Annotated in this window: 18 protein-coding genes and 4 tRNA genes; 3 read left to right on the top strand and 19 right to left on the bottom strand. The window is 42.8% G+C overall.

Translation table 11 applies throughout. From position 1 onward, the window contains the following. Positions 1 to 26: 26 nt before the first annotated feature. The 12 genes from CVV54_03005 to CVV54_03060 all read right to left on the bottom strand — a co-directional run bounded on the left by CVV54_03005 (position 27) and on the right by CVV54_03060 (position 16557). Positions 27 to 2501: a hypothetical protein gene (locus tag CVV54_03005; protein ID PKL04946.1), complete on the bottom strand. Its 2475-nt coding sequence runs from the start codon at positions 2499 to 2501 to the stop codon at positions 27 to 29. Between the two features lie 120 nt (positions 2502 to 2621). Beyond that, positions 2622 to 3113, bottom strand: coding sequence for a (2Fe-2S)-binding protein (locus tag CVV54_03010; protein PKL04947.1), 492 nt, complete (start codon positions 3111 to 3113; stop codon positions 2622 to 2624). A gap of 12 nt (positions 3114 to 3125) precedes the next feature. Further along, positions 3126 to 3998 carry a hypothetical protein gene (locus CVV54_03015; protein ID PKL04948.1) on the bottom strand — a complete coding sequence of 291 codons (873 nt, stop codon included), beginning with the start codon at positions 3996 to 3998 and terminating at the stop codon, positions 3126 to 3128. A gap of 348 nt (positions 3999 to 4346) precedes the next feature. Beyond that, the gene (locus tag CVV54_03020) at positions 4347 to 6269 is read right to left on the bottom strand and encodes a C4-dicarboxylate ABC transporter (protein PKL04949.1); all 1923 of its coding nucleotides are present in this window, start codon (positions 6267 to 6269) and stop codon (positions 4347 to 4349) included. 125 nt (positions 6270 to 6394) lie between these two features. After that, complete coding sequence (locus tag CVV54_03025) at positions 6395 to 7480, bottom strand: hypothetical protein (GenBank protein ID PKL04950.1); 1086 nt, start codon at positions 7478 to 7480, stop codon at positions 6395 to 6397. 82 nt (positions 7481 to 7562) lie between these two features. Further along, positions 7563 to 9848 (bottom strand): 4-hydroxybenzoyl-CoA reductase, encoded by a 2286-nt coding sequence (locus CVV54_03030; protein ID PKL04951.1) that lies wholly within the window; start codon positions 9846 to 9848, stop codon positions 7563 to 7565. A gap of 17 nt (positions 9849 to 9865) precedes the next feature. Next, positions 9866 to 10756 carry a hypothetical protein gene (locus tag CVV54_03035; GenBank protein PKL04952.1) on the bottom strand — a complete coding sequence of 297 codons (891 nt, stop codon included), beginning with the start codon at positions 10754 to 10756 and terminating at the stop codon, positions 9866 to 9868. Positions 10757 to 10810: 54 nt separating this feature from the next. Then, on the bottom strand, positions 10811 to 12334 hold the full coding sequence (locus CVV54_03040; protein ID PKL04953.1) for a 6-hydroxynicotinate reductase: 1524 nt from the start codon (positions 12332 to 12334) through the stop codon (positions 10811 to 10813). A 111-nt stretch (positions 12335 to 12445) separates the two neighbouring features. Continuing rightward, positions 12446 to 13696, bottom strand: a complete 1251-nt coding sequence (locus CVV54_03045; protein ID PKL04954.1) for a methylaspartate ammonia-lyase — start codon at positions 13694 to 13696, stop codon at positions 12446 to 12448. 74 nt (positions 13697 to 13770) lie between these two features. Next, on the bottom strand, positions 13771 to 15120 hold the full coding sequence (locus CVV54_03050) for a hypothetical protein (protein PKL04955.1): 1350 nt from the start codon (positions 15118 to 15120) through the stop codon (positions 13771 to 13773). Positions 15121 to 15170: 50 nt separating this feature from the next. Then, complete coding sequence (locus tag CVV54_03055) at positions 15171 to 16031, bottom strand: fumarate hydratase (protein PKL04956.1); 861 nt, start codon at positions 16029 to 16031, stop codon at positions 15171 to 15173. Between the two features lie 19 nt (positions 16032 to 16050). Beyond that, positions 16051 to 16557 carry a fumarate hydratase gene (locus CVV54_03060; protein PKL04957.1) on the bottom strand — a complete coding sequence of 169 codons (507 nt, stop codon included), beginning with the start codon at positions 16555 to 16557 and terminating at the stop codon, positions 16051 to 16053. 252 nt (positions 16558 to 16809) lie between these two features. On the opposite strand from CVV54_03060, the gene CVV54_03065 reads away from it, so the two are divergent. From CVV54_03065 to CVV54_03075, 3 genes are all read left to right on the top strand, one after another. Beyond that, positions 16810 to 17673 (top strand): hypothetical protein, encoded by an 864-nt coding sequence (locus CVV54_03065; GenBank protein PKL04958.1) that lies wholly within the window; start codon positions 16810 to 16812, stop codon positions 17671 to 17673. A gap of 590 nt (positions 17674 to 18263) precedes the next feature. Beyond that, complete coding sequence (locus CVV54_03070) at positions 18264 to 19361, top strand: hypothetical protein (GenBank protein ID PKL04959.1); 1098 nt, start codon at positions 18264 to 18266, stop codon at positions 19359 to 19361. Positions 19362 to 19377: 16 nt separating this feature from the next. Continuing rightward, positions 19378 to 20052 carry a hypothetical protein gene (locus CVV54_03075; protein ID PKL04960.1) on the top strand — a complete coding sequence of 225 codons (675 nt, stop codon included), beginning with the start codon at positions 19378 to 19380 and terminating at the stop codon, positions 20050 to 20052. A 1081-nt stretch (positions 20053 to 21133) separates the two neighbouring features. Here the strand turns inward: CVV54_03075 and CVV54_03080 are convergent. From CVV54_03080 to CVV54_03110, 7 genes are all read right to left on the bottom strand, one after another. After that, on the bottom strand, positions 21134 to 22090 hold the full coding sequence (locus tag CVV54_03080; GenBank protein PKL04961.1) for a hypothetical protein: 957 nt from the start codon (positions 22088 to 22090) through the stop codon (positions 21134 to 21136). Between the two features lie 3 nt (positions 22091 to 22093). Continuing rightward, positions 22094 to 23557, bottom strand: a complete 1464-nt coding sequence (locus CVV54_03085; protein PKL04962.1) for a hypothetical protein — start codon at positions 23555 to 23557, stop codon at positions 22094 to 22096. Positions 23558 to 23601: 44 nt separating this feature from the next. Further along, positions 23602 to 24675, bottom strand: a complete 1074-nt coding sequence (locus CVV54_03090; protein PKL04963.1) for a restriction endonuclease — start codon at positions 24673 to 24675, stop codon at positions 23602 to 23604. 599 nt (positions 24676 to 25274) lie between these two features. Next, a tRNA-Gly gene (locus CVV54_03095) sits at positions 25275 to 25349 on the bottom strand. Between the two features lie 20 nt (positions 25350 to 25369). Next, positions 25370 to 25445 (bottom strand) — tRNA-Phe (locus CVV54_03100). 20 nt (positions 25446 to 25465) lie between these two features. Then, a tRNA-Asp gene (locus CVV54_03105) sits at positions 25466 to 25542 on the bottom strand. A 16-nt stretch (positions 25543 to 25558) separates the two neighbouring features. Continuing rightward, a tRNA-Val gene (locus tag CVV54_03110) sits at positions 25559 to 25633 on the bottom strand. Between the last annotated feature and the right edge of the window lie 41 nt (positions 25634 to 25674).

The following is a 25674-nucleotide window of genomic DNA, read 5'->3' on the forward strand; positions in this document are numbered from 1 at the left end:
CAAAATCTATAATTTTATCTCAGGACCTAAAGGATGTTGATTTTTAAGACATCGCACCTAAGACATCTGCCTGCTTCTTTTTCTACCTGTTCAGCACTGAAGCCTTTTTCAACTTCGCAGAAACAGCTTTTTCTTTCGTCCGGTGACAAAATTGGCATAACTTCACGGTCGGCTTTTGTTTCGTCTACAGGTTTCGTAAGCTCTCTTTTCAGGGTCTTGCGATCTATCACCTGTCCATCGCCACCAAGGTAGCGATCGATCGAAGATGCTGCCTGCTTTCCCCTGTTGACGCCCGATACGACTGAATCAGGCCCGGAAACACAGTCACCGCCTGCAAATATCCATGGGGTCTGAGTATTTCCGCTGTAAGATGCCCTGAACACATTTCCCCTGATCTCGACTAGTCCGCATTCATCACATACCACATCACAGCTGAGCGCCTGGCCTATTGCGCAGATCAGCATATCCGCCTTTAGAGTCATTCTGGCCGACTCATCATAGGCAGGGGAGAATCGTCCCGAAGCATCAAAGACAGAGACACACTTTTTGAATACAACTTCCTTTACGGTCCCGTTTACGGCTTTGATGACATTCGGCCCCCAGCCGTTTACCACGTGGAGACCTTCTTCTTTGCCTTCCCGTACCTCATCCGGATGTGCGGGCATATCGTTTTCTCTTTCAAGACAGACAAGAGAAACCTTTGAAGCTCCCAATCTGATAGAAGTCCTTGCGCAGTCCATTGCGACGTTACCGCCTCCAACTACTACGACTTCTTTACCTTTGAGGTCGGCTTTCTTTTCAAGCCTCTGGGTGCGGAGGAATGAAACACCTGACATTACTCCCTCTGAATCTTCCCCATCAACACCAAGCTTTCTGTCATTGTGATCACCGACAGCAAGGTATATAGCCATGTAGCCCTTTGATCGCAGTTCGTCCAGCCTGATATCTACTCCTATCCTGGTACCTGTGACAAAATCTATTCCCATTTCTCTGAAGACGTCAAGTTCCCTTTCGAACATTTCCCTGGGCAGACGATACTCAGGAAGACCTACAGCAAGCATTCCTCCAATGACATCGAGTGCTTCGAATACAGTTACAGAATATCCTTTTTTCTGGAGGTAGAAAGCGCAGGATAGGCCGGAAGGACCGGAACCTACAACAGCGATCCTTTTGCCGTTGGCAGGCTCCATGCTTGGCAGGGGGAATTTGCCCTCTTTTTCATAAAGGGTATCGGTTATGTATCTTTTTATACCTCTGATCGCTATCGGTTCATCGATCTTTACCCTGTTGCACATGGCTTCGCAGGGGTGGTTGCAGACACGCCCACAGGTAAGCACCAGAGGTAATTCTGTCTGAATTACCTGATAGGCCTCTTTGTACATTCCTCTTCTTGCAAAATCAAGGTAGAGGGGAACTTCTACATTGGACGGACATGCGTTCTGACAGGTGTACCTCATGCAGTGTACATAGGCCGTCGGGTCGTGCCTCTCGTACAGGCATTCTGTACAGTAAAGGCATTCGGTTATCCTGTCCAGTCGCCCGTCCTGAGCTTTTTTGACCCACATTGGGTCTGCGATCAGCGGCCTTGCAAGAGCGACCATGTCCGCTCTGCCTGTTGCAATGACTTCATCTGCAAATTCAGGGTTACCGAGCTTACCAACAGTAACTACAGGAACGTCAACACACTTTTTGATCTCTTCAGCAAGGTATACATTTGGACCGTCAGGATATTCAATAGTCGGTTTGCCGCGCTGGTCGGAGTAGCCCTGTACGGGGGCATCATCAAAACGGACTCCTGCAGAGACATCCATACAGTCGACTCCGTTTTTCACCAGTTCCTGTGCAAATATCCTGCTTTGAACTATCGTGTTGCCTCCAAGCACGAATTCCTCTGCGCTGATCCTTGCAAAGATCGGGAAATCAGGACCAACAAGTTCTCTGACCTTTTTAAGTATCTCAAGGTGTATGAACATCCTCCCGTAAACATCTCCGCCAAATTCATCGGTGCGAAGGTTTGTCCTTCTGGAAATAAAATCTGCCATCGTATAGGTGTGTGCATAGTGAAGTTCTATAGCATCAAACCCGGCCTCGTAAGCCCTTCTGGCTCCTTCGACAAAATCGTCGATTATACCGTAACATTCCTGGCTCGTGAGCTCATGGGGCTTCATTCCTACGCCGTAAATGGAATGCGCTATCTGCAGCCCGATCTTGCAGTCTTCCTCGTGGACAGCTGCTATAAGTCTTTTAAATCCGTTAATATGTTCATCTTTGCTTATCTGAAGCCTCAGCCCTGCATGGATATATTTTGAGCTGACGCTTGTATGTTCTGTCATTATCAGTCCGACACCGGAACGGGCTCTGTCAACATAGTGTTTGATCGTATTTTTGGATACAAATCCATCGGGCCCTGCCGAGTTCGTAAACATCGGGGACATTATTACCCTGTTTTTAAGCTCCATGTTGTTTATCTTTATTGGAGAAAATAATCCAATTCTCTGCATTTAACACACTCCCCTGCTTGTGAAAATAGTATTTAATGTTCCTTATATGAAAAAATCTGCGGTGAGCGAAAAGACTTTGCTCAGCACAGATCTTTCATTCTTTACATTTTTACAGAGTACTTATTTTTTGTTCGCTGCAGCTTTACAGGATTTGATTTTCTCCGAAGCGATCCTTATCGCATCATAGAACTGAACATAGCCTGTACAGCGGCAAAAATGCCCTGAAAGCTCTTCCTTCACATCTTCCTCTGACGGGGACTCATCTCTCATAAGCATTGCCTTTGCAGACATTACAACTCCGGGGGTACAGAAACCGCACTGGATAGCTCCGGCTTCTACGAAAGCCTCCTGAATTGGATCTAGTTCGTCATCATTTATGAGACCTTCAATAGTTAGAATATTCTTGCCTGTCGCCTTCATCGCCGGAATAAGGCATGAGTTCACCGCAACTCCATCGATCAGCACAGTACAGGCTCCGCATTCCCCTTCTTCACAGCCCTTTTTAGTTCCTGTAAGTCCAAGGTCTACCCTTAGAACATCGACAAGGGTGTGAGACGGATCTATCATAATGCTCACATTTTTGCCGTTAACAATACAATTCAACTCCTGCATCGGTACCACTCCTTACGCCAGAGTCAGGGAGGCCTGTTTTAATGCCTGCCCGACAAGATCTTTTACTAGATTTTTTCTGTATGCACCTGAGCCGCGCTGCAATGAATCGCGGGGAGATGCCTCTTCTCCTGCCAGTTTTGAAGCCTCTTCAAAGACATCTTCTGTAGGTTTTTTACCAATGAGATACTCTTCTGTCTTTTTTGCACGGAATGGCACTATATCAACCGGAGAAGCAACTACTCGGGCCTCAGTTATGACCCCGGATGCATCGGCCATAAGCATTACAGCAACATTGACGACGGGGAGAGACATTGCCTCACGCGGTGAAATACGCTTAAATGCTGTGCCATACTTGCATTTTGGAATTTTAATAAATATTTTAGTCATGACTTCCTTAGTAGGATCAATGGTACTTACTCCAACCTTTTTAGGAAGTTCTCTGATCTTCTGTATCCTTGCCCCCTTCTCATCAACTATCTCACAGGAGGCATCCAATGCTGTCATAGGTACAACAGAGTCTGCAGCGGGCTGAGCGCTTACAATGTTCCCGGCAAGTGTTGCAACATTGCGTATCTGAGGTGAGCCAACATTCCTGCATCCGTCTGAAAGAGCCGGAAAATATTTTTTCACCTTTTCATTAGACGCTATCTCAGCATGGGTCATTGCCGCTCCAATAACGAGCTTATCACCAACCAATTCTATGAAGCGCATCTCCTTCAGATCAGAAACATCTACCAATACTGCAGGGGAGACCTTCTCGTCTTTTATCCAAAGGGAGAGATCCGTCGCACCTGAAACAAGCCTTGCCTCTCCTTTGTTTTCAGACAACATTTTTATGCACTCTTCTATGCACTTTGGAAAAAGATATTTCTCAACTTTTTTCAACTTTTTACCCTCCTAAAAGCACGACACTATCGTGCTTGTATTTTCTAGATCAGCGAAAATCTTAAGATGCCAAAGTTATTAATTAATTCAAATATGCCTTTTAAGGTGGATCTGGGCAGAACCTGTCTGTCCAGATCCACTGTTATATCTTTCGTGTGCTGCGTTTAATAAAAAACACACTACACAAACTGCAGAGTTCACAACTTATGATACTTCCATACAAAGTTGTGATTGTGGGCTTTGTCGGACTTTATCGTATTTTCAAGACCCAGAACGCATTCTAAACAGATATGTTTGTGATGATAGAATTTTTTCTGCTAAAGTATGGTCCGATACGAAACAGAATATTTATGCAGCCATATTACTGATATTTTTTTTCTGTTTGAATCCCCCTGATGTGATCAGCACTCCTGCGATCATTGCAATTCCAGCAATGTCAGTAATATAGCCGGAATCTATCAACAGGAGTCCGCCTGCGAATGCAGCCAGGCGCTGTATCAAGTTGAGCTTATTAAAGGCATGTCCCTGAACTCCGGCGGCAAGAGCAATTACACCAAGAGAACCCAATATTATAGACAACCCAATGTCAAAAAAGGTTCCTTCGAAAAGCAAAGTTTCGTTGTAAACAAACATAAAGGGAACCAAAAACGCAGCCAAACCGAGCTTAGAGGCTTGCCATCCGGTAACGCTGGGGTCACAGTCTGCAATACCGGCGCAGGCATACGCTGCGACAGCCACCGGTGGTGTAATGGCAGAAATGATCGAGAAATATACGACGAATAAATGGGCCGCCATCAAAGAAACGCCCAACTGGAGCATTGCAGGTACTGCCAGCATCGCGGTAAGAACATAAGCAGCGGCTACAGGCATACCCATACCCAAGATCAGACAGATAATAGCCACCATTATTAATGTAGGCAACAGCATTCCCTGCGTAAGTCCGAGGATAACGCTGGTGATCTTTCCGCCCAGTCCGGTGGACATAATGCCAGCAACTACCATTCCCGCAGCAGCACAGGCTGTGGTCACTTGAATGCTGGATTTAGCTCCATCTCCAAGTGCCTCAGCAATATCTTTCAAATACATCCTTGATGATTTTTTAAACCAGCTGATAATTATGACAGTCACAATACCGTAAATGGCTGTCATGGATGGGCTGTGCCCTGATAGGAGTGACCAGACCAGAACTACAATAGGTATTGAATACTGCCAGCCATTCTTAAGGACCTTCCATACCGGGGGTATCATATCCCTGTCCATCGGTTTAAGATCGCTCTTAAGAGCTTCAAAATGCACCATTGCCAACAATGAAACATAATAAAGTACTGCAGGGATAGCCGCGGCTATGCAAATTTTCACGTATGGGATACCCGCTACTTCGGCCATCAAGAAGGCGGAAGAACCCATGATTGGAGGCATTATACTGCCGCCGGTAGCTGCAACGGCTTCAATTGCGGCCGCGAAAACTGGAGTGTATCCCAATTTCTTGTTCATTGGGATCGTAAATGCACCTGTAGTTACTGCGTTTGCGGTAGGACTTCCTGATATCATGCCAAAAAGTCCGCTTGATACAACCGCGACCTTAGCTCCACCGCCTGTGGTGCCTCCGGCGACTGCATTGGCTATATCAAAAAAGAAATCTCCGCATCCTGATTTCGACAAAAAAGAGCCAAACAGGACAAAGAGGAATACAAATGTCGAGGCAACAGCCATTGGTGATCCCCATATTCCGTTGAAGGTAAAGCTCATCTGGTCGATCTGATCCATAAAACTCATCTGCCTATGCCATAGTCCGCCGGGAACAAGGTGACCGAAAGCCATATACATGATGAATGCCGCTGCGACATAGGTGATAGGCCCTCCAAGGGTACGCCGGGCAGCTTCAAAACTGGCTACTACAAATATAGATCCGGCCAGCATATCCAGGGTCGAAAGAGGATCGACCATCGGGTTTCTCGTGACTATTCTTTCCATGTTCAAATTAAAGTAGATCCCTGCGAACAATACAGCGACGATGCATATTATGTCGACCACACCCGGCATCTTTGTGCCTCTCCCTTTAGTAAAACTATAGATGAGGAAGGTAAGCACCAGAATGAAAGTCAGATGGATAGACATGTGACGTATGGGAGTGAATGCCCCTAATGTAACCTCCCAGATCTGATAGATTGACATAATGACGGCAATTGACATGACCAAAAGGTTCATATTACCCTCATACTTTCGTCTGCTGCCTGCTTTATGATACATTCCCAATAATTCTTTAAACATTGATATTACCCACCTCTGCTGTTGTTATAACTGCATTGATTTATGAGAAGCAGAACTTGTTCAGCTTAACGGATGCCAGCAGGTCTTCTATGGTTCATAACCCACTGGCATCACAGCACAATTAATTACTTCTTAAGCAGGCCAACTTCTTTGAAGTATTTTTCTGCTCCGGGATGGAGGGGAACGTTATTGACCTGAACGATCGTTTTGTCGTCCAAAGCAGCATAGCCCTTGGCAACATTTTTGAGGTAGGGGATGTTCTTGTGAAGCGACTTGACCATGTTATATACCTGATCTGCAGGCACATCGGCATTGACGATCAAGATCACCGCCGTGTTGATCGTAGGTATGTCCTTTTTCAAGAATGCATATGTTCCGGCGGGTACTATGGTCTTTGTCATTCCAAGTTCTTTGCCGACTTGCTTTATCGCTGCATCGCTCATTGGCAGCAGATGCATTTTTATGCTGGTCGAGGATTCGATAAGATCGCCTGCAGGAACGGGAATACAGTCACCGGTACCGTTCATGCGGTTATCGGCCATCATTTCAAAGGTTTTGCCTGAAGAGAGATAGAAAACTTCCCCGCCCCACTTCTTGATGTCATCATAGGTGATACCATAGGCATTTAGAACTGCGGCGGTAATTATATCTCCTGTCGACCCCTTGGAGTCGACAGAAACCTTAAGCGGGAATTTTTTCGTCTTAATCTCTTCAAAAGAGTTTATTCCTGATTTGTCGGTCATGACAAACTGAAACGCATTGGTTGGGATCAGAGCACAGACTGCGCGAAGATTTTTCAGCGGTGTTTTAAAATCTCCTTTGCCCTCATAAGCCTGAAGTGCAGTCAAGCCAAAAGAAAGACCCATTTCAACTTTTCCAGCATTGACCATACCCGGGTTAGCGGTCGTGCTGCCCGGCTCTGCACTGATCTGATAATCTTTATTCTCCCTGCGCATAGCCTCAACAGCGCCTTCAGTAAAGATCGACCACGAACCTCCGACGGAACCGCCGGATACTGTAATGCGTGTTGCTGCTTCAGCCATCGTAGCATCGCTGAGACCGAACGTAAAAATGGAACAAATAAGCATAATACCGACTAAGAGACTAAATCCTTTTTTCATAATTATATTCCTCCTCATTATTTTTAAGTCGTCGTTTATCGAACCAGTTCTTTCTTTGCAATGAGTCTGACCATCCCTCCTCTCTATCAAGAAATGAAAAAGATTCTGAATAAATGTTTAATTTTCTAAATTTAAAGAACAAATTCCCTGAATTTGTAAAGGTGTTCAGGGTTTATTCCGCCGGACTCTTATGAAGTTCCCAGAACATCTTTTCCGGGGTTATCGGAAGATCCCTGATCCTTACCCCGCACGCATCTTCGATCGCATTTGCTATCGCAGGAGCTGTCGGGATAAGTGTCGGCTCGCCTACACCCTTTGCTCCGTAAGGCCCCAACGGGTCATTGGTCTCAATTGCTATACCTTCAACAGCAGGCATATCCTTTATGGTCATAAAGGTGTATCCGTGGAGACCGGTGCTTGCCGGCACGCCATTTTTGAAAAGCATATTTTCGTAGAGGCACCAGCCGATACCCTGAGCAACTCCACCTGTTATCTGACCCTGTAGGCCGAATTCATTCACGACCTTTCCCACGTCGTGTACAGCGATCACGCGGAGAACTTTGACTTTGCCTGTGGCGGTGTCAACTTCGACTTCGACCCCGTGAGCGCCGTATGTGTATGCACTTGAGTAGTCTCCGTAGAAATTTTCGTCGGCACCTATTGTCGGGGGTTCATATGTTACGTTGGCGATGAGCGGAACTCCCGCATTTGATCTTATTGCCTTGGTCGCGACGTCTTTTACAGTCAAAAGTATCGAGGGATCCCTGCTGCACTTTACCAGTCCATTTTCAATAAAGAGCGTGTCTCTTTGACGGGATGTCATTTTGGCGGCGAGATCCAGCATCTGTGAGAGAAGCTGTTCGCATGCCAGAAGGACAGCCTTTCCGCCAAGGGTAGTTACACGGCTTGAATATGTACCCATACCAAAGGGGCACACGTCGGTATCAAGAGGCATAACTGTTATCGTGTCGATCGGTACGCAAAGTTTTTCAGCAGCGATCTGGGCGAATACTGTCTTGGCTCCCTGGCCCATATCTGCCTCACCCGAGAAGATAAAGACTCCTCCGTCTTCGTGCATACGGATCGTTGCAGCGGAACCGTCAAATTTTTCTCCGCCGCGGTTGCCCGATACATGTGTCATACATGCCACGCCAATACCGCGCTTGATGCGACCGTTCTGTTCTTCTGCCGGAAACCTGTTTTCACGGATCTTTTCTGCCGCAATCCTTATGCAGTCCTGAAGCCCGCAGCTCTTTATCTTCCATTTGTGAAGAGTAACGTCGCCTTTTTGCACAGCGTTCTTCATGCGTACTTCCACAGGATCCAGCCCAATCTCACGGCAGCATTCATCGATAAAAGATTCAACTGCAAAATGGCTCTGGCTGTTGCCATATCCCCTAAATCCGCTTGTCGGGATGAGGTTGGTGTATACAAGATATGAGTCGCATTTGGTCGACTTATACCTGTAAAGACAGTCTGTACGCATTGACAGGTTAAGGAGAACTTTTGGAGCCGCCCAGGAATAAGGGCCATTGTCTGCAATGATGGTCATCTGCTTGGAGACCAAAGTTCCGTCTTTCATTATTCCAAGTTTTACCTTCATTTTCGGTGCTATTCTTGGGCGTGTTGTGAGCTGCTCTTCTTCCCTTGTTAAGAGGACCTTTACCGGCCGGCCTGCCTTTTTAGCCAGAACTGCTGCAATCGGGTGAAAATTGCGGATCCATATCTTTGCTCCGAATGCTCCTCCTATGAAAGGACATTTAACATTCACCATAGAGGACTTGATCCCAAGAGCCTTGGCTATTTCATTCCTTGCCTGGAACGCCGCCTGTATCCCTGTCCATACTGTAAGACGGCCGTTTGATTCCCACTGTGCAACAGCTCCGAATGGTTCGAGGTAAAGACCTGAGACACGATGTGTACTGAATTCTTTTTCAAAAATGTAATCGCACGAAGCAAAATCTTCTTCCACGTTTCCACGTTCTATGTGATACTCTCTTGCAACATTTCCCGGCTTGTCATCGTGGACAGAAGCAGCACCGGGTTCCATAGCTTTTACCGGGTCATCGATCACAGGCAGCACTTCATATTCAACCTTAATGAGTTTGACCGCTTCCCTTGCTATCTCGTCTGTATCGGCAGCAACCGCTGCGACTTCATCACCCACGTAACGGACTTTATCGACAGCCAGCATATCAACATCGGGGATCTCCATTCCGAATTTGTTCCTGGGGCAATCCTTGGCTGTGATAACTGCCCTTACTCCAGGAAATTTTTCCGCCTCGGACGTGTCGATTGAAAGTATCCTTGCATGTGGATGGGGAGACCTGAGGATCTTTCCAAGAAGCAACCCAGGAAACGAAATATCATCAAGATATTTTGCCTTTCCTGTGACTTTATCGACCGCGTCCACAAAACACTGTTTTGTGCCTATGCTCTTAAGCTGTTCCATATACATACCTCCGCTGCTTATTATTATTTCTGGTTAAGTTTTTTAACTTCAAAAAGGCATCTTTTGGAATCGTTACTGCGAACTACAGCCATTTCACCTGAAACAAAAATTACTGCGCCTTGTATCATTCCACATTTAATAAGTTCTTCCACTCTGCTTTTCCCTGATAAGATCGAAGCGGATATGCTTTCTTCTTTTAAGTTACCAACAGATTTTGTAACAAGAAGCCCCTTTATGTCTGTACCATAATCCAATTCTTCTGCCGGACACTGAACTATGGCTGGATCATCGCAGATACATGCGTTTGCGATCGAAGTTGCAGCTGCATCCGCCATTGAGGAATTTTTAGCGAGGACAGTAACGGCAGATGCTATGCCCCGAGTGAGACTTCTTCCTCCCAGACCGCTGGTCGCAATGCCCCTGATCTCCTTAAAAGATCTGATCTCAAGACTGTGGGTCTTATTTCCAATTTTGATATCGCTAATAAGTGCCGCTCTAATCGATTCTCTTCCTGCTTCATGAACTCTCCAGGCAATATCGCCTCCGTTGTTTGCCATTGCAAAATCTGATCCATATTTGCTGATTTCTTCTACAGCAAGGTCAGAGACTGTTCCTGCAACAGCTGCAAGGGGTGTGAATTCAGGTTCGTTTAGCATCCTTACTGAGTTGGCCATTCTTTTAACAGCTTCTGGTGCATGAGCAGGGATATCTCCTATTTCACTGAAAGGTTTTCTGATAATTTCAAGGTACACAGCAAGGTCATTAAATACAGCTATCGCTTTATCGGCGCCCCCTATAGCGGCTTCTGTAAAGGGAGTACCATTTTTTCTGGCCTCCAGCGTCATCGTTACCGGGCCATAGTCCACAAGGACTATGCCCTCTCCTATAACATGATATTTCTTTGAATTATTCAAAATATCAGCCTTCTTGTATATATATTGAATGAATAAATTGAGTCGGTGTTTTCTTCAGTCTTTCAGCTCAGTAAACTCGTATCTTCCTTCTGCCAGGACATCTTCCTTTGTTCTCATGGCGTGTATGTGGCCTTTGATATCTTCGTATGTTTTCACGGTCATTGTATATTCGATAGGAGCAAGGACTGCAGGAGAGGCCGTATAGTTGAACGGATGCTCGATCATTTTTTCTACGTCGGCGAGGAAGGTGATACCTCCCCCCGGCATAAGGTAAGTCGGAGCACCTGCTATAGTCAGGTTTGCATCGCCTCTGTGTACAGCATTTGTGATCTGGATCGGATCGACTGTTACCCCGGCTCTTGCACTTCCTCCGACACCAGCGTAATACATGGCGGAGACCCTGCTGTCTTCGCAGCATCCGGCAGCCATCTTCCTGAATTCTTCAAGCTCAGGAGAGATCACGGCTGGTTTGACTGTTCCGTCTTCCTCGACTTCGAACAAAGCGATCTTACGCCAGGTAGTCTCGGCGACCAATATCTTCATCCCGGGTTTTGCGATGCTCATATCGATATCCTTGATAGCTTCAATCGGGTCGCTTATATTTGTTCCGCCCCAGCCATCTCCGTGTTCAAAGAAATAGCGTCCGTTTGTAGCAAGACGTCCCACAGGTGTTACTCCGCTGTAAGGTTTTTGTTCTGCCCCGGCAGGATGTTTAGTGAACAGGCCCGTAATGTGGTGGTCAAGTATGATCGCCTCATCGATAAGAGGGGCTAGAGAGCGAGCGAAAAGTCCGCAGCATGCTCCGCCGCAGCCTACTCTCATCTTGTCGTCGACCTCTCCGTTTATTACAGGATGCTCTCCTACCTGAAGCTCCAGTTTGCATCCGCCATCAATAGTAAGTTTCACTTTTTCTTTGTTCCCAAGTTCGGCCATGGTTTTTACTACGTACATACCGTCCGGACCCTTGACTTTGTTTACGCCGCCGAGGATGAGGATATGTGAGCCGTACTGCTCTGTTGTAACTATACCAACCACCCGTCCGTCGCGGCGGACCAGTGCTCCCTCGTCGCCAACATGGGCATTCGAGTCGATTTTCACCATCATGGAGCTGTATGATACTGGAGCTTCTGTGACTACCGTCACAACGTCAAAACCATCACGTTTCTCGGTAACTATATAAGGAGCAGGCTTGTAGTCCGGATAAGCAGCACCGGCACCTACCGCAGAGACTATAGGCTTTGCTATGGCTATTTTTTCAGGGTCGACCTTTGTATTTGTCGGTATCTGAAGAGGCCTCACAAGTACAAGCTGCCCTGATTCATTTTTGAATCTTTTGCAGGCGCCTTCCTTTCCTTCCGGAATACGGCACTTGACACCGCAGTTACGGCACAGCAGTGTATCAGAAGCAACGGCATCTTCAGAAAGTGCATCGAATTTGCAATATTTGATACAGGTGACACAGTGGACGCATTTTTTGTTTACGACCGCTTTCTTGTCTACAATTTTTATTGCATCTGAGGGACATACCTGCTCACAGGCTTTGCACCCTATACATTTTGCGACATCAACTTTTATCATTTATTACACTCCTTCAAAAAAGGGGCTGTATTAATAAAAATAAAGAGATCCCGGCAATGATACTTTATCCATCTGTTTTGTCATTGCCGAGAGATAAACATTGACTATTATTTATATGGTTTTATCCATCTTTGCTTTGAGGATAGCGAGCAGACGTTCCTGTTCATTGCTGACTATCATTACACCTTCATCAACACCCATTCCGGGCTTGCCTGCCATTGCAAAAGGCTTTGTGGCAACTGCCAGGTTGGCACAGACGAGTGCAGATTTGTCAGTCTCATTGCAGGTGCCGCCCTGGTAAGCCAATACGCCGTTCTTTTTACAGTAAAGCACAGCTTCGATGATGTTGTTGATGCCGCCAAGGTCGATAGTTTTGACCTGAACCATGTCTGCGCCTTTGGCATCTACCCACTCGACTATCTCTTCATAGGTGTTGGCGTACTCGTCGATGATGAGCTTTAGTCTGCAGCCTGCCTCATCAAGACGTTTGCGGAGGTATTTCATCCCCTCGAGCTGTTTTGCATTTGACTTGAGGTCGATCGGCATTTCGATGAAAACTTCATAGGGCTCACAGGCTTTTGCGACCTTGAGAAGATAATCAAATACCTTGTCGAGATCATCATTGAATGCGTAGCCCATGCAGCCGTATACGTCATAACGCATTACAGGCTTGTAATCTGCGTCACCGATCTCTTTGATACGGTTCTTTACCCACTTGACCCAATCAAGGAACTTCTGCCCGTCGTTGCCGAGCTTCTCTTCTACGTTGTTTATAAGTCCATGGGGCATCATGCCTACCTTTTTGAGAATCATTTTGTCAACGTTCGTGTAACGCTCGTCGCCTGACTGTGCGTTGATACGTACAGGGGTAAGATCTGCTTTCAGACCGTATTCATTCATTACGACTTCGCACATGGTTAGCTTTTGCTCATAAGCAACTGTCTCAAGAATAGCCTGTGTTACTCCGTAGCGGATGGATGCCGGGAGCTGATAGCCGTCAAATTTTGCACGGTCAAATTTTTCTGCTGTGGATTTGAATTCTTTGATATCCATTCCTTCGAAATAAGGCACAACATGTTTCTCGATAACCTTGATGAGTGCATCAGCTGTGTTGGGAACTTCTCTGCCGCCGCTTGCGGCATACTGTGCTACCGCGCAGTCTCCGTAAACGATCTTGCCGTCTTCCAGCACGAACATTACGGAAACAGCGACACCGGGCTGTCTGATTGACTTGAAGCCCGGAGTTACAGGCTCGCCTTTGTAAACAAAACCGTCAGATTTTGCTCCTGCTTTGATCGCCTGCTTGTCGTCCATGTAAAAACCTGTAAGAGCTTTGGAACAGATTATCTTTTTGACCTTCATCTAAAATCATTTCCCTTCTATATTTTTACTAAAAGTTGTCCTGTATAAGGTTAAAACTTACAATCAAATTTATATTAGCGAATTACCTTGCCGTCTTTTGCTGCAAGTTTGCCGCCGATGTATACTCTCTCGACGTTTTTCAGCGCAGGATATTCTGTGATCACGATGTCGGCAGTGTAGCTCTTCTTGAGAAGACCAAGGTTCGGGGCAAGGCGCGGCAGTACTTCTGCAACTCTTGCAGTACCCTGGTTTACAGCCTTGGCAAGTCCTACAAGTTTTTCTTCAAGGGCTGCATGCTGGATCGCCTCAAGCATGGAATCGCTTTTGCCTGCTGCAAAGTCTGTTGAAATTATGTCTATCAGATCATTTTCATAGAATGCAAATAGGTTCTCAGGTGTCGCGACCAATGCTTTTGCACCCCAAGGATCGTGAACTGCGGCATCAAGTACCACTCCGGGGAACTGCTTCAGATAGCGGCCGTTTTCGACACATTCGTCTTTTGTGAAGAGATAGTTTGAGTGGCAACAGATCAGCGTGCTGAGGCCCATTTTGGCGATTTCATGAACGATATACTTTGATGTGGGTGCGTTGTGGATCATGAGCGGAACATTGTATCTCTTAGCAAGGATAGCTGCCTCACGATATCCGTCCAGTGCAACTTTGACGGAGGACAAAGTGGTTTTGTAAACGATTTCTTTAGTTTCTTCAGGGGTAAGGAAACTGTCAAGCTTTGCATCCTTAAGGGCCTGTGCGACTCTGTCACGGTCATAATAAGATTCCTCAATGTAACGTCCAAGGACTGAAAGCTTCATCGCCCTTGCCTGAAGGTAGTCGATATCCTTTCCCTTACGCTCTTTGACTGCTCTGGGAATATAAAGATAGTCCTGACCGCCGCCACCCAGTGTGTGACCGCCGCCGACTTCGCCAATACAAATTGCACCCTCTGAAAGCATCTTCTCAACTGTCATTTCGTTATGCTTTGGCAGGAAGCCCTTTCCGTCGCAGAGTTCGCCTGCGTGGTAATTTGTCGGGGCATGGGTAGTAGCTGCCTTTATCCTGATCGGATGTACCTTCTGGGTCTCTCTAACCTCGTCCATGGTAACAAACCCGTCGATATTGAGGACTGTCGTGTGTCCCTGGAGCAGGCTGCGGTCAAGGTGCCCCATGATGAATTCGTCACCGTAATTTACGCATCCGCTGGCAAACATAGGACCAAATGTTATGCCGTGCTGATGGTGGTTTATCATTCCGGGCATTACACATTTTCCTGTGCAGTCGACAACTTCCTCTGCATAGGATTCGAGGTTTTCGTCATAATTCAGATTGACGTCCATTATCAGGCCGTCAGCTTCGATAACGTTCCCTTTCTCAAGTACTGTTTTTCCGTCTCCGGTAACTACCGTACCGTTCTTAAAAATTTTCATTGCACTACCTCCTGATATTTTTTAAAAATTGTATTTTTTAAGCTTTTTATCTAAGCTTCAAACTCCCACTCAGCACGCCGGGGATCAAAACAGCAACCCAGTCTCATTGAAACAACTCTGATACCGCTCGCACGCTGAGGACCTACCTTGACAAAAGTTGCAAGGGCTGTTGTCTTGCCTCCCAGGCCAAGAGCTCCATAGCCTGCCTTGTTTACTTCTTCTGTTATTTTTTTCTCTATATCCGATTGGACTGAGAAGTTTCCCTTAGCCATTGCTTCCATGCTCAGCGAAGCAGCTTCAAGATTGCTCCGCCCGATACCAAAAGAGAGGACACAGGGCAGACATCCGAGGAGCTTGGCGCCTTCTACAGCCCATTCGATCATTTCATTAATCACCGTATCTGCTGAGTGTTTGTGAAAGACCCTGAGGGTTTTTCCCCTTATCTCCGGGCCGCCTCCGTACATCATCAAAGTAAGGCGGATCTTTTTACCGGGGATCCTTCTTATCTGGATCGGCGCCATTGCAAGATCGCCGGAATCTTCTGAAAGGCCCGCTGACTGGCTTATGCGTTCGTAATCATTTCCCTTTACTGCCATTGGCCGGCCCGGAAGCTGACGAAGTCCCGCTGCGACCCCTTCCTCTACAGCACTGAAAAAGCCTGCCGGAACTGCAGCATCCTCGCCTACTTCGACAAGGACGTGAGGTATGCCGGTGTCGTCACAGAGAGGGAACACCTTATCCTCTGCTATCTCGGCATTCTTTATGATATTTTCGAGTACCCATTTGGCATGCTTGCTATCTTCAAGCTCAGCGGCCCTTTTATAAGCATCAATCTGGTCAGGCCTGAATACTGTGCTGGCCCTGAGAAGTGTTTCTGCAGTCTTTTCTATGATCTCTTTTCTGGTTATCATCCGGATTACCCCTGCTCAGTTATTTGTCGTAAATCGACTCACCGTGCGCTATCGCGACGATGGCCGGAAAGTTCTCAACTTCTATTTCGTGAAGAGCCTCCATTCCCTCTTCAGGGAATGCGACAACTCGTTTGCTCTTTATCGAAGCTGTAAGAAAGGCTGTGGAAGGAGGAGTTACAAGAAATATTGAATTATACTTCTTTAATGCTTCTGTCGTCTCCTTCTTAAGGCTTCCCTTGCCTATGTGCATTTTTATTCCAGCTTCCGAAAGCACCGGAATGCTTCCCTCTATGTCTACCTTATTGCTTGAAGTGGGGCCTATTCCTGCCGGGCTCACTGCAGTATGAAAAACAGCGCCTCCTGTCAGGTGGATCCCCTTCTCTTCGCAAGTTCCGTCTTCGATACACTTGACTATCTTTGGAAGGACTGCGTCCCTGCCTGTGAAAATTTTTCCTGTTATCTCGACCATGTCGTAGATCTTCAGCTGGTTGATGACCTTATCATCAACAGGCATATTGATTTGCATACTTTTTCCCTCTTTTCAATTTACCCTCTTTACATATCCACATTATGGATATAATATCTTGTATGTGGTTATTTAATAATACAACTAATTCCATCTATGTCAATATATTTTATTTTTTAGATGTGTATGTTTCTGGCCGTTAAGCTGTTCTTCAGAGTTTGCTCCCGGACCAACAACTTAAACAGTGAAAATAAGTTAGAATACCTATAAAAGAGGAATTTAAGGTCGAACTATTAAAATTTGGAGGACACAATGATAAAAAACAAAGACACAAATCAGGAAAACGGGACCCAGGCAATTGAAAGAGCTCTTTCAATACTGAATTGCTTTACGAGGGGGACTGAAGACCTTTCATTGACAGAGATATCCAAACTTGTCGATATCCCCTATTCAACAGCATCAAGAATTACGGGGATCCTTGAAAGGGAATCTTTCCTGTACAGAGATGTACATTCGAAGAGATTCAGCCTGGGACGCAGAGTCTACTCCTTGGGCTATTGTGCAAAGCAAAACGATTATATTCTGAAGGTCGCATATCCCTATCTGGTAAACCTCAGGGATGAGTTTGGTGAAACTGCTCTCGTTTATGTGAGGGAAGGAGATTTCCGTATTTTACTGGAAAAAGTTTCTGCTTTTCATAATTTTAAATTTTCACCCACTGTCGGATCAAAATACGTTATGTGGGCCGGTGCAGGAAGCAGAGGGTTCATGGCCTTCTCCTCTCCCGAGGAACAGACTCGCTTGATAAATGAGAGCAGAAGCCTTACACCATATACAACTGTTGACAGAAAAAAATTATTTAAGGACCTTTCCTTTACCTGCAAGTACGGGTATTGCTTCTGCGTAAATGAATATCAGGAAGGATTCTCATCCATCGCAGGCCCTGTGATCGACAGCACGAACAATATACTCTGTACAATAGCGGTCACCGGACCAACAACAAGATTCACTGAAAATATCATTGCAGGACTTAAAGAAAGGATACCTCAATATTGCATGGAGATATCCAAGACTTTTGGCTGGACAGAAAACCTCACAGAACCGGGCATAATGTTTAAAAGCCCCTCTTTTGACCACATAGTTTCAGAACTGGATGGCATCGACGCTTTAAAATAAATCAACAGTCAGATTTTATCCAGCTTATCAGAGGTTAATAGAACCGGGCTTTCGTCATTTGACGAAAGCCCGGATTTTTTTGATAGCGAGTAAAAATTATTCTTCTGTCCCGTTATTACCGCTGGGGCTACATGCCCGCTTCGAGGCATACAAACTATCTGTTTCCTTATTCCTCAATTCCTCGCCATGTTATGTCCCAGGTGCTTATTGCTTCAAACTCTGAACGTTTAAAAGAAATTGAGTCATTTATTATTAGTTTTCTTGTCGCACCCTCAAGAGGGTACATTGTAAACTTATTTAGTTCTATGGGAATTGTAGCGATTAAGTATCCCTCTTTATCCAGCAAATCAATATTAATATTTGCATTATTGGAGTATTGCGAAGATTTTTTATAAGTACTTTCTGGTAGACTTAAGTAAGCTATGTAATATAAACGTCCATTTCCCCACTTGATTGTTTAATGCATAATAAAAGTGTAACGAAACGCAATCAAAAAGTGCAACAGTAGGCATAGACAAAAAAGTCCATTGCGATCCTCCCTTCAAACACATATCCTCTGGTTATCTGACGACCTGAGGAGGAAAGAAAGGATGCTCACAATGGACGATATTAAGTATATCAGGAGAATGTACGAAAAAGAAGGATGCAGTATTCGTGAAATCATGAAGAGAACCGGCTATCACTACGAAACTGTCTCCAAATATCTGGACATGGAAGATTTCAACCTGCCTATATACAGAACGGACAAAAAACCTTCCAGGCTTGATCCACTTAAGCCAGTAATAGGCCAATGGCTCGAGGATGACATGAAAGTTCCGCGCAAACAAAGGCATACGGCAAAACGCGTATATGACCGACTGGTTGCGGAATATCCCGAAGAAATTGGAGTAAGACTTAGAACAGTACAATATTATGTAAACGAAAAGAAGAAAGAGCTTTACTCAAACAGATCCGAGGGTTATCTGCCGCTCGAACATCCGGCAGGAGAAGCACAGGCTGATTTCTGCGAATTTGCATACTATGATGAATGCGACCGGCAGAGGACAGGACACAAACTTACATTGTCATTTCCGCAGAGCAACGCGGCGTACTGCCAGATATTCAAAGGAGAAAACCAAGAATGCCTGCTGCAGGGAATAAAGAACATAATAGAGTATATGAACCAGGTTCCTTACAGGATCTTATTCGACAATCTTTCAGCAGCAATAGTATCATTGAGGAAAGGTCACGACCGAAAGCAGACAGAGGGATTCAAACGTTTTATGGAACATTACGGTATGGACTCTGCATTTTGTAATCCTTCATCCGGGAATGAAAAAGGAAATGTTGAGAACAAAGTAGGCTATGAAAGAAGGAACATGTTTGTTCCTGTACCGCATATAACAGACTTCGCGGAATTCAACAGGCAGCTTTTCAGTGCTTCAGAAAAGGACATGTACAGGAAACACTACATTAAGGAAATACCCATAAAAGAGCTTTTTGCCAGTGACAGAAAAGCTATGCTGCGTCTTAATCCCATTCCTTACAACGTTTTGAGATTTGAGACAGTGAAAACTGATAAATACGGCAAAGTCATGTTTGAAACAAACAGATACTCATCGTTTCCGATCGACACTTATCAATACCCCCCATACAATACTCCGAAATATCAATGGGGTATTCTACGACAACAATTACAATTGGCTTGATTTACGCGAGTCCCAAATGGTATTGGAAAGAGAACATAATGTAATAGCAAAACCGACCATAGATTCAGGACTTGGAAAAGATGTTAAGCTCTACAGTTCAAGAGATGAAATATTGTCTATTTTAGATGATTATTCATCAAATTATATTGTCCAAAGAGTAGTTGAACAGCATGATATCCTAAAAGAACTTAATTCCAGCTCAGTAAATACATTTAGAATCATGAGCTGGTTCAACGATGGAGAAGTATATATACTGACAGCAATACTACGGGTTGGGGCACCTGGCAGTTTGATAGATAATGCTTTTGCAGGAGGGTTTGCTTTTTGCGTAAAAGAAGACGGAACGATCACTGGTCAGGGGCGCAACGTGGCGGGAAGGATTGTCGAAGGTACTGAGAATATGATTAGCGATAGTAACGCTCTTGTTAATTATTATGAGAAAATAATCGCGTCTATTAAAGAAATGCATCCTCAGCTTCCTCATTTTGGGATAATTGCTTGGGACATTACAATTGATAAAGAGGGATTGCCCGTACTTATTGAGTATAATTTACAAAACCCTGGTCTTCATGTCATACAAGCACTTTGCTATGTTTTTGAGAGACCTGTGTGCGAAAAGCTTTTTCTTGAAACAAAAAGAAGGAGTGACAAGCTAAAATATATTTTACAAGGATGTAATCAAATTGTCTGATTTTCAGAATTTTCTCCATGTGCATGGCCCCGGTATTTAAGCCTGTAAAAAAAGCGTACAGAGATAATGTGATTTTTAATAATGATTTTGTAAAAATATGCGATCCTTCAATGCCTAAGCTTACCGATGTGATCAGAAAAAAGAACTTGACGCCTTCTACGGCAGATATGGTTTCTGAATGAAATCCTATTACAGTCATTATCGCTTTTTGTCAGCAGCAAAAGGTGTATTTTCAACTGAATTCATGCCGGAATCATTTTTAAATAAAGAACTTAAACTTCGCAGTAAAGCAGATATGACAGCACCTTGACAATGTATTTGCATCTTCTTGTTTTAGCTTACAACAAACACTTTGATGATTATGGAGTCATAGAACTACAGGAGGGTGTACAATTTGACACGTCATGTTCATGTAGGTCTGTCCCCACTGTCTGTTAAAGAATATTCCAACCATATTTTTCCAAGGTTAGCTATTCTGTCAATTATCCACATTTTGTCAAATGTGTAGGTCAGACCCCAATGGTGTTTTCTTTTGTCAAATGTGTAGGTCTGCCCCCAATGGTGTTTTCTTTACCTACCTTAACTGATCTGTTCCGTTTGCTTCAATCCATGCAATATAATCTTGAAGGTTTGCTGATTTAAATCCTTATTTATTAGGACCATGCCTCTGTATTCCAGTAGGTTTAACTCTGAAAGTTACACTTACGCGGCCGCGTTGTTTTTCAATGATAATGGGTTCATAATACAAAGGTTTCATAATTTCACTTAATCTCTTTGCCATTATGATGCCTGCTATTTATATAAATATAGCCCTGACATAACAGAGACTAACACACACATTATTGTCAGATACCGAACGATGTTGTAAATAAAAAGACACAAATCCCGCATACTATGTTGGCTAGTATAAAAAAATCATAAGACCAATGTAAATCTTTTCCCATTTCATCCAAGTTAGGTCCTAAAACATTATGCAGGACGCATTTTTAATTTATTGATATCTCTGGATTGCTAATACTAATAGAAACAACAACATTGTAATAAATGAAGTAGTAAAATTTAAGTTCTCAATGAAATTCCACTAAGTAGATTTTTCTTGTATATAGGACAAGTATGTTGCGTTAACAAAACTATTTAACGACTGAGGAGTCCTTGAACGTGGAGCCAAGTCTATTATCGCATTTTTAGGACATAAATCCCTACCTCTAGTAAGCTTTTTTTGTGTCCTAGGTATGATATTATTATAATTATCACAAAGTGATTTTATAAAATTAATAAAATACCACATAATAAATTTACCTCTTGTATGTTTATATGTTGTATTTTTCTTTGAAAAATCTTTATATATTTTTTTAAAGTTTAATTCATCATAATCATAAGGCCATTTTTCCTTTACATAATTTACAATAATTTTCCTTGAGGCCGTTTTAACTTCACATTTATTAATATTAACAAGATCCTTAAGATTTATTTTATCAAAAATTACATCTTTTTTATTTTTTTTAAAATATATATAAAAACTAGAGATAATATTTATTAATAAAGAGAGATCTTTGAGTCCCTTACTAAAAAGATTGCTAATTACATCAAATTCATCATCTGTAAAACTTAAACCAAATAATTCAAGTAGTGCTCTTTTTAAGGTGTGTATAGTAACAATATCATTTTCAATAGAATAATTATCAGTGATATATAAGTTTATATAATCATCATCAATACAAGTCCCACAAAAATCATTTAAATCTTTGTCAATAAAAAAAGCTGTCTGCTTACAGGAATAATTATTCCAATCAATTAATTTTAATAATCTTAAAACACGGTCTTTATTACCATTAGGAAAACCTGATTCAATTAAAATTAATTCCCAATCATCATTATTTATAGTATGAAGTATATGATGGTTATAATAAGCATAATCATCTTTACCTTCAATAAATCCGAATAAACGTTTTTTAGTATTTAACTGCGCACGAAGAAATTCACTATATGGAACGATAACCTCTTCTAGGGCTGACCGGTGAATTTCAATCATAGACATATTTTACTTAGCCTCCTCAATATACTCACCTAAACTATGAGTGTATTGTAGAAGTTCATTGTCATATATAAAGGGGGAATGTGTAGCTGCGATTAATCCAACACATAATGAGCTATTTTTTATGTCATTTAAAAATCGTTTTTGCCAAGGAACAGAAAGAGAAAGTTCGGGTTCATCAATAATAACAAAACTTTTTTTGTTTTCAGTTAAGAATAAATGGCTAAATAAAGATACTATTTGTTTTTCTCCCGAAGATAAATCACTCATATCTATTGAATCATTATTATAGTTATTTTCTTTTAAAATTTGAACTTTGAAGGTTGACATGTCATAAGTAATTTTTTTATCTGAAGAAGATAAATACTTATTACATATATTGCAAAAATTATTGATATTCTTTTCTTTTTTTTCTAAATCACTTTGCAATGATAATAAGTTTTTAAAATAATATAACAAAATTTGATTATGTGTATCATCTTGGACATTGTCGGTGGTACCTATGGCTTGTATTAATTCTTCAACTTGTTTTTTAGAAAGCATTTCTTTATTATTTCTTGAAAGGCATAATTTAAACTTTTCTATGTCATTTTTTGAAATAGTTACATTAGCAGCATTACTAGAAATATATTTTTTATCAATAACATCTCCTAAATTCATATAAGCTAGGTTTTTAAAGCTGCTCTCTGAAAATCTACTTAATTCAGAACATATTTTATCAATTTTATCTTTTACATCTTGCATTCCAAATTCAACTAATTCAATATAACTATTCATTTCATTATCATCATATTCTCCATATAAATATTTTTTATCATTTATTTCCTTATTTAATGCATATTTTCCCCTTACTACATGCGGTAGATCTTCTTCTATTCTACGATAAGTAGGCAGATAAATTACTCTAGCTTTTAATGCAGCTGAAATCTGCAATGCTATTTTTCGTCCATTTTCAAATAAATCAACTGAATCTGTTTCTGAAATATAGTGAAATTTCTGAAACACTCTTTCTGCAGGGTACCCTGTTTTTTCGCATGAATCAATAATGTCTTGCTTTGTGATAAATAAGTTATTTTTTCTTAATTCTAAATTACGCCTTACTGGGGCAGGCATAAATCTAAATATGTCTGAATCAATTTTATATTTTGGGTGAAGGTCGTCGTATGTTAATTCGTGAATCTTATTGTTAATAGTAACAATAATTTTTTTAAATTTATGAACAGGCAACTGAAAATAGCCACCAGATAAAACAGCAAATAAATATTTCAATATAGTTGTCTTGCCTAATCCATTCTCTCCAACAAAAATAATAATATTATCTTTTATATCAATGTCTATATTTCTAAATCCATATAATCCAATAATTTGAAATCTGTTTAACTCATTTATTTTAGCCATAACAATCATTCCCCCTAATATATATTTAATATATAATTTTAATATAAAAACATAGATAATTTGATTTGTCATAAACGACAATTAAGCGAAACAGCAATATGTTTTTTTCTTTATTTCTATCCACGATCAGCAAGGTACTTATTTGCCACTTGGATTATCTGATCTGCATATTTATATATATCGCTTGGCGATTCAAGCGGCTGTTTTGCTTCCTTTTTGTTCGCATCAAATAGACCAATTGTTGCCGTTGTCTTCCCGAAATAGAATCTGCATATCGGCAGTCGGTTATTGTCATCAAAAAGGATGCCGCAGTAGCTTTGGGTGTCACGCAGTGAGATGCGCTCCAGCGGAATTACTTTACAGAGTATTGCACGGACTATGTTATAAGCATCAAGCTCTTCCTGGGTTGTGATAATTTTCTCTTCAGCTGACTCTACCGGCTCAGTTTCAGCAGGAACAGACGCTTTTTCTTCCTGTAGAGCGGAAGCCAGGCGGTCACTGACTCTTTCGCTGATAAACTGGGAAAGAGCTTTCTTCGTGATAACTTTAAACTTTTCTGTCATAGCAGCCGTCATACGTCCGTCATAAACCTTTCGTGTTAGCAGTCTCACAAAATCCTCGTCAGGCTCGTTAAGTGCGTCAAAAAGATATTTCTTCATTTCGTTTGTGTATTTAAGTTCTTCTGCTGCCGGAATGATCGTGTCGATGCTAAAAGAGCCCTTGCAATACTTTTTTAATTCTCGAAGAGTGGCTTCGTTGATTTCATTTATATTAAATTTAAAGAATGGTTTTTTATCAAGGATCTTGGGTTCATCGATATCTGAGTAAAATTCGTAGTCTAGCCCGTTCGTCAGGACCCCAATTCTTGCAGGCACCACCATGAAATATCGGGCCAATTGCCCGAGATTGTCAGGTATTAATTTGGCTGATGACCACTTACATTCGATCAGCATAATCGGTTTGTTGTCCGACATTATTGCAAAGTCAATTTTTTCACCCTTGCGGTCGACTATGTCAGCAGTAAACTCAGGGGTTACTTCTGCGGGATTAAAGATATCGTAACCAAGGGCTTGAATAAAAGGAAGAATCAATGAAGTCTTAGTTGCTTCCTCAGTTTGGATACTGTTTCCAGATGCCTTAAACCTTTGGGCAATGACCTTAATAGAATCGACAAGTTCCATATAAAACATCCTCCCTAAGACATAATAGATTTAAGATAACCCTGATTAGCGTGAGCAAATGGTTTTGTCTCATTTGTCTGTTTGTTTATATGCGATATGAGCTAGCCAAGATCTGCCCTGTTTCGGGAAAAAGTGGGGTAGATAAATTTAGTTTTAAGGGACTTTTGTCAGATCAACGGCCTATCTATTAAACTCCTGCATTCAGCAGGTAATTGTCACAAATGGCACCTTGTTTTCGGAAGCAATATCAGTATCCTGAATCAGTTATTAGCAGCGAAGTTCTTGTTTTTTCTCTGGGTGCAAAAGCAATTCGGTAACACAATGAATCAATTCTACCAAATAACTTAATTAATGCAATCTTTTATAAATATTTGTAAGGGCATCTGTCTGTTTAGTACCACTTAGCGGAAGAAAAATGACAAACGACTTTGGATATGATCAAGAAATATAAAGAAATTTCGGCGTTTAAAAGTAAACGTCAAATATACCGGATTACTGGACGTTATCCAGGTCCGGGATATTTACGCTTACTGTTACTCGAAGAAAGACATTTAGCATCCGGACAAAGGCAAAAAAAAGATCCCCTTATTAGGGAATCTGAGATTTTCTGGAGCGGAAGACGGGATTCGGACCCGCGACCCCAACCTTGGCAAGGTTGTGCTCTACCACTGAGCTACTTCCGCAATATAGTTTTATAAGTTACTGGTGGCGGGACCCAGAATTGAACTGGGGACACACGGATTTTCAGTCCGTTGCTCTACCTACTGAGCTATCCCGCCATCTCAGTGGCGTTAAAAAGTGGCGGAGCTGACGGGACTTGAACCCGCGACCTCCGGCGTGACAGGCCGGCGCTCTAACCAATTGAGCTACAGCTCCACTTTTTACAGTTGTATGGTGGGCGGAATAGGTTTCGAACCTACGACCCCCTGCGTGTAAGGCAGGTGCTCTCCCGCTGAGCTATCCGCCCGCTTCGCAAAGTCGTACCGCATCTGCAACAACGTTAGCTAT

It is taken from the genome of Synergistetes bacterium HGW-Synergistetes-1, assembly GCA_002839185.1.
Taxonomy (GTDB): domain Bacteria; phylum Synergistota; class Synergistia; order Synergistales; family Synergistaceae; genus Caenicola.

Coding starts and splice junctions, on each gene's coding strand:
- CVV54_03045 (PKL04954.1), bottom strand. CDS start 13,696: ATGAAGGTCAAAAAGATAATCTGTTCCAAAGCTCTTACAGGTTTTTAC.
- CVV54_03055 (PKL04956.1), bottom strand. CDS start 16,031: ATGATAACCAGAAAAGAGATCATAGAAAAGACTGCAGAAACACTTCTC.
- CVV54_03010 (PKL04947.1), bottom strand. CDS start 3,113: ATGCAGGAGTTGAATTGTATTGTTAACGGCAAAAATGTGAGCATTATG.
- CVV54_03050 (PKL04955.1), bottom strand. CDS start 15,120: ATGAAAATTTTTAAGAACGGTACGGTAGTTACCGGAGACGGAAAAACA.
- CVV54_03065 (PKL04958.1), top strand. CDS start 16,810: ATGATAAAAAACAAAGACACAAATCAGGAAAACGGGACCCAGGCAATT.
- CVV54_03060 (PKL04957.1), bottom strand. CDS start 16,557: ATGCAAATCAATATGCCTGTTGATGATAAGGTCATCAACCAGCTGAAG.
- CVV54_03040 (PKL04953.1), bottom strand. CDS start 12,334: ATGATAAAAGTTGATGTCGCAAAATGTATAGGGTGCAAAGCCTGTGAG.
- CVV54_03020 (PKL04949.1), bottom strand. CDS start 6,269: ATGTTTAAAGAATTATTGGGAATGTATCATAAAGCAGGCAGCAGACGA.
- CVV54_03085 (PKL04962.1), bottom strand. CDS start 23,557: ATGACAAATCAAATTATCTATGTTTTTATATTAAAATTATATATTAAA.
- CVV54_03030 (PKL04951.1), bottom strand. CDS start 9,848: ATGTATATGGAACAGCTTAAGAGCATAGGCACAAAACAGTGTTTTGTG.
- CVV54_03005 (PKL04946.1), bottom strand. CDS start 2,501: ATGCAGAGAATTGGATTATTTTCTCCAATAAAGATAAACAACATGGAG.
- CVV54_03090 (PKL04963.1), bottom strand. CDS start 24,675: ATGTTTTATATGGAACTTGTCGATTCTATTAAGGTCATTGCCCAAAGG.
- CVV54_03080 (PKL04961.1), bottom strand. CDS start 22,090: ATGTCTATGATTGAAATTCACCGGTCAGCCCTAGAAGAGGTTATCGTT.
- CVV54_03075 (PKL04960.1), top strand. CDS start 19,378: ATGGTATTGGAAAGAGAACATAATGTAATAGCAAAACCGACCATAGAT.
- CVV54_03070 (PKL04959.1), top strand. CDS start 18,264: ATGCTCACAATGGACGATATTAAGTATATCAGGAGAATGTACGAAAAA.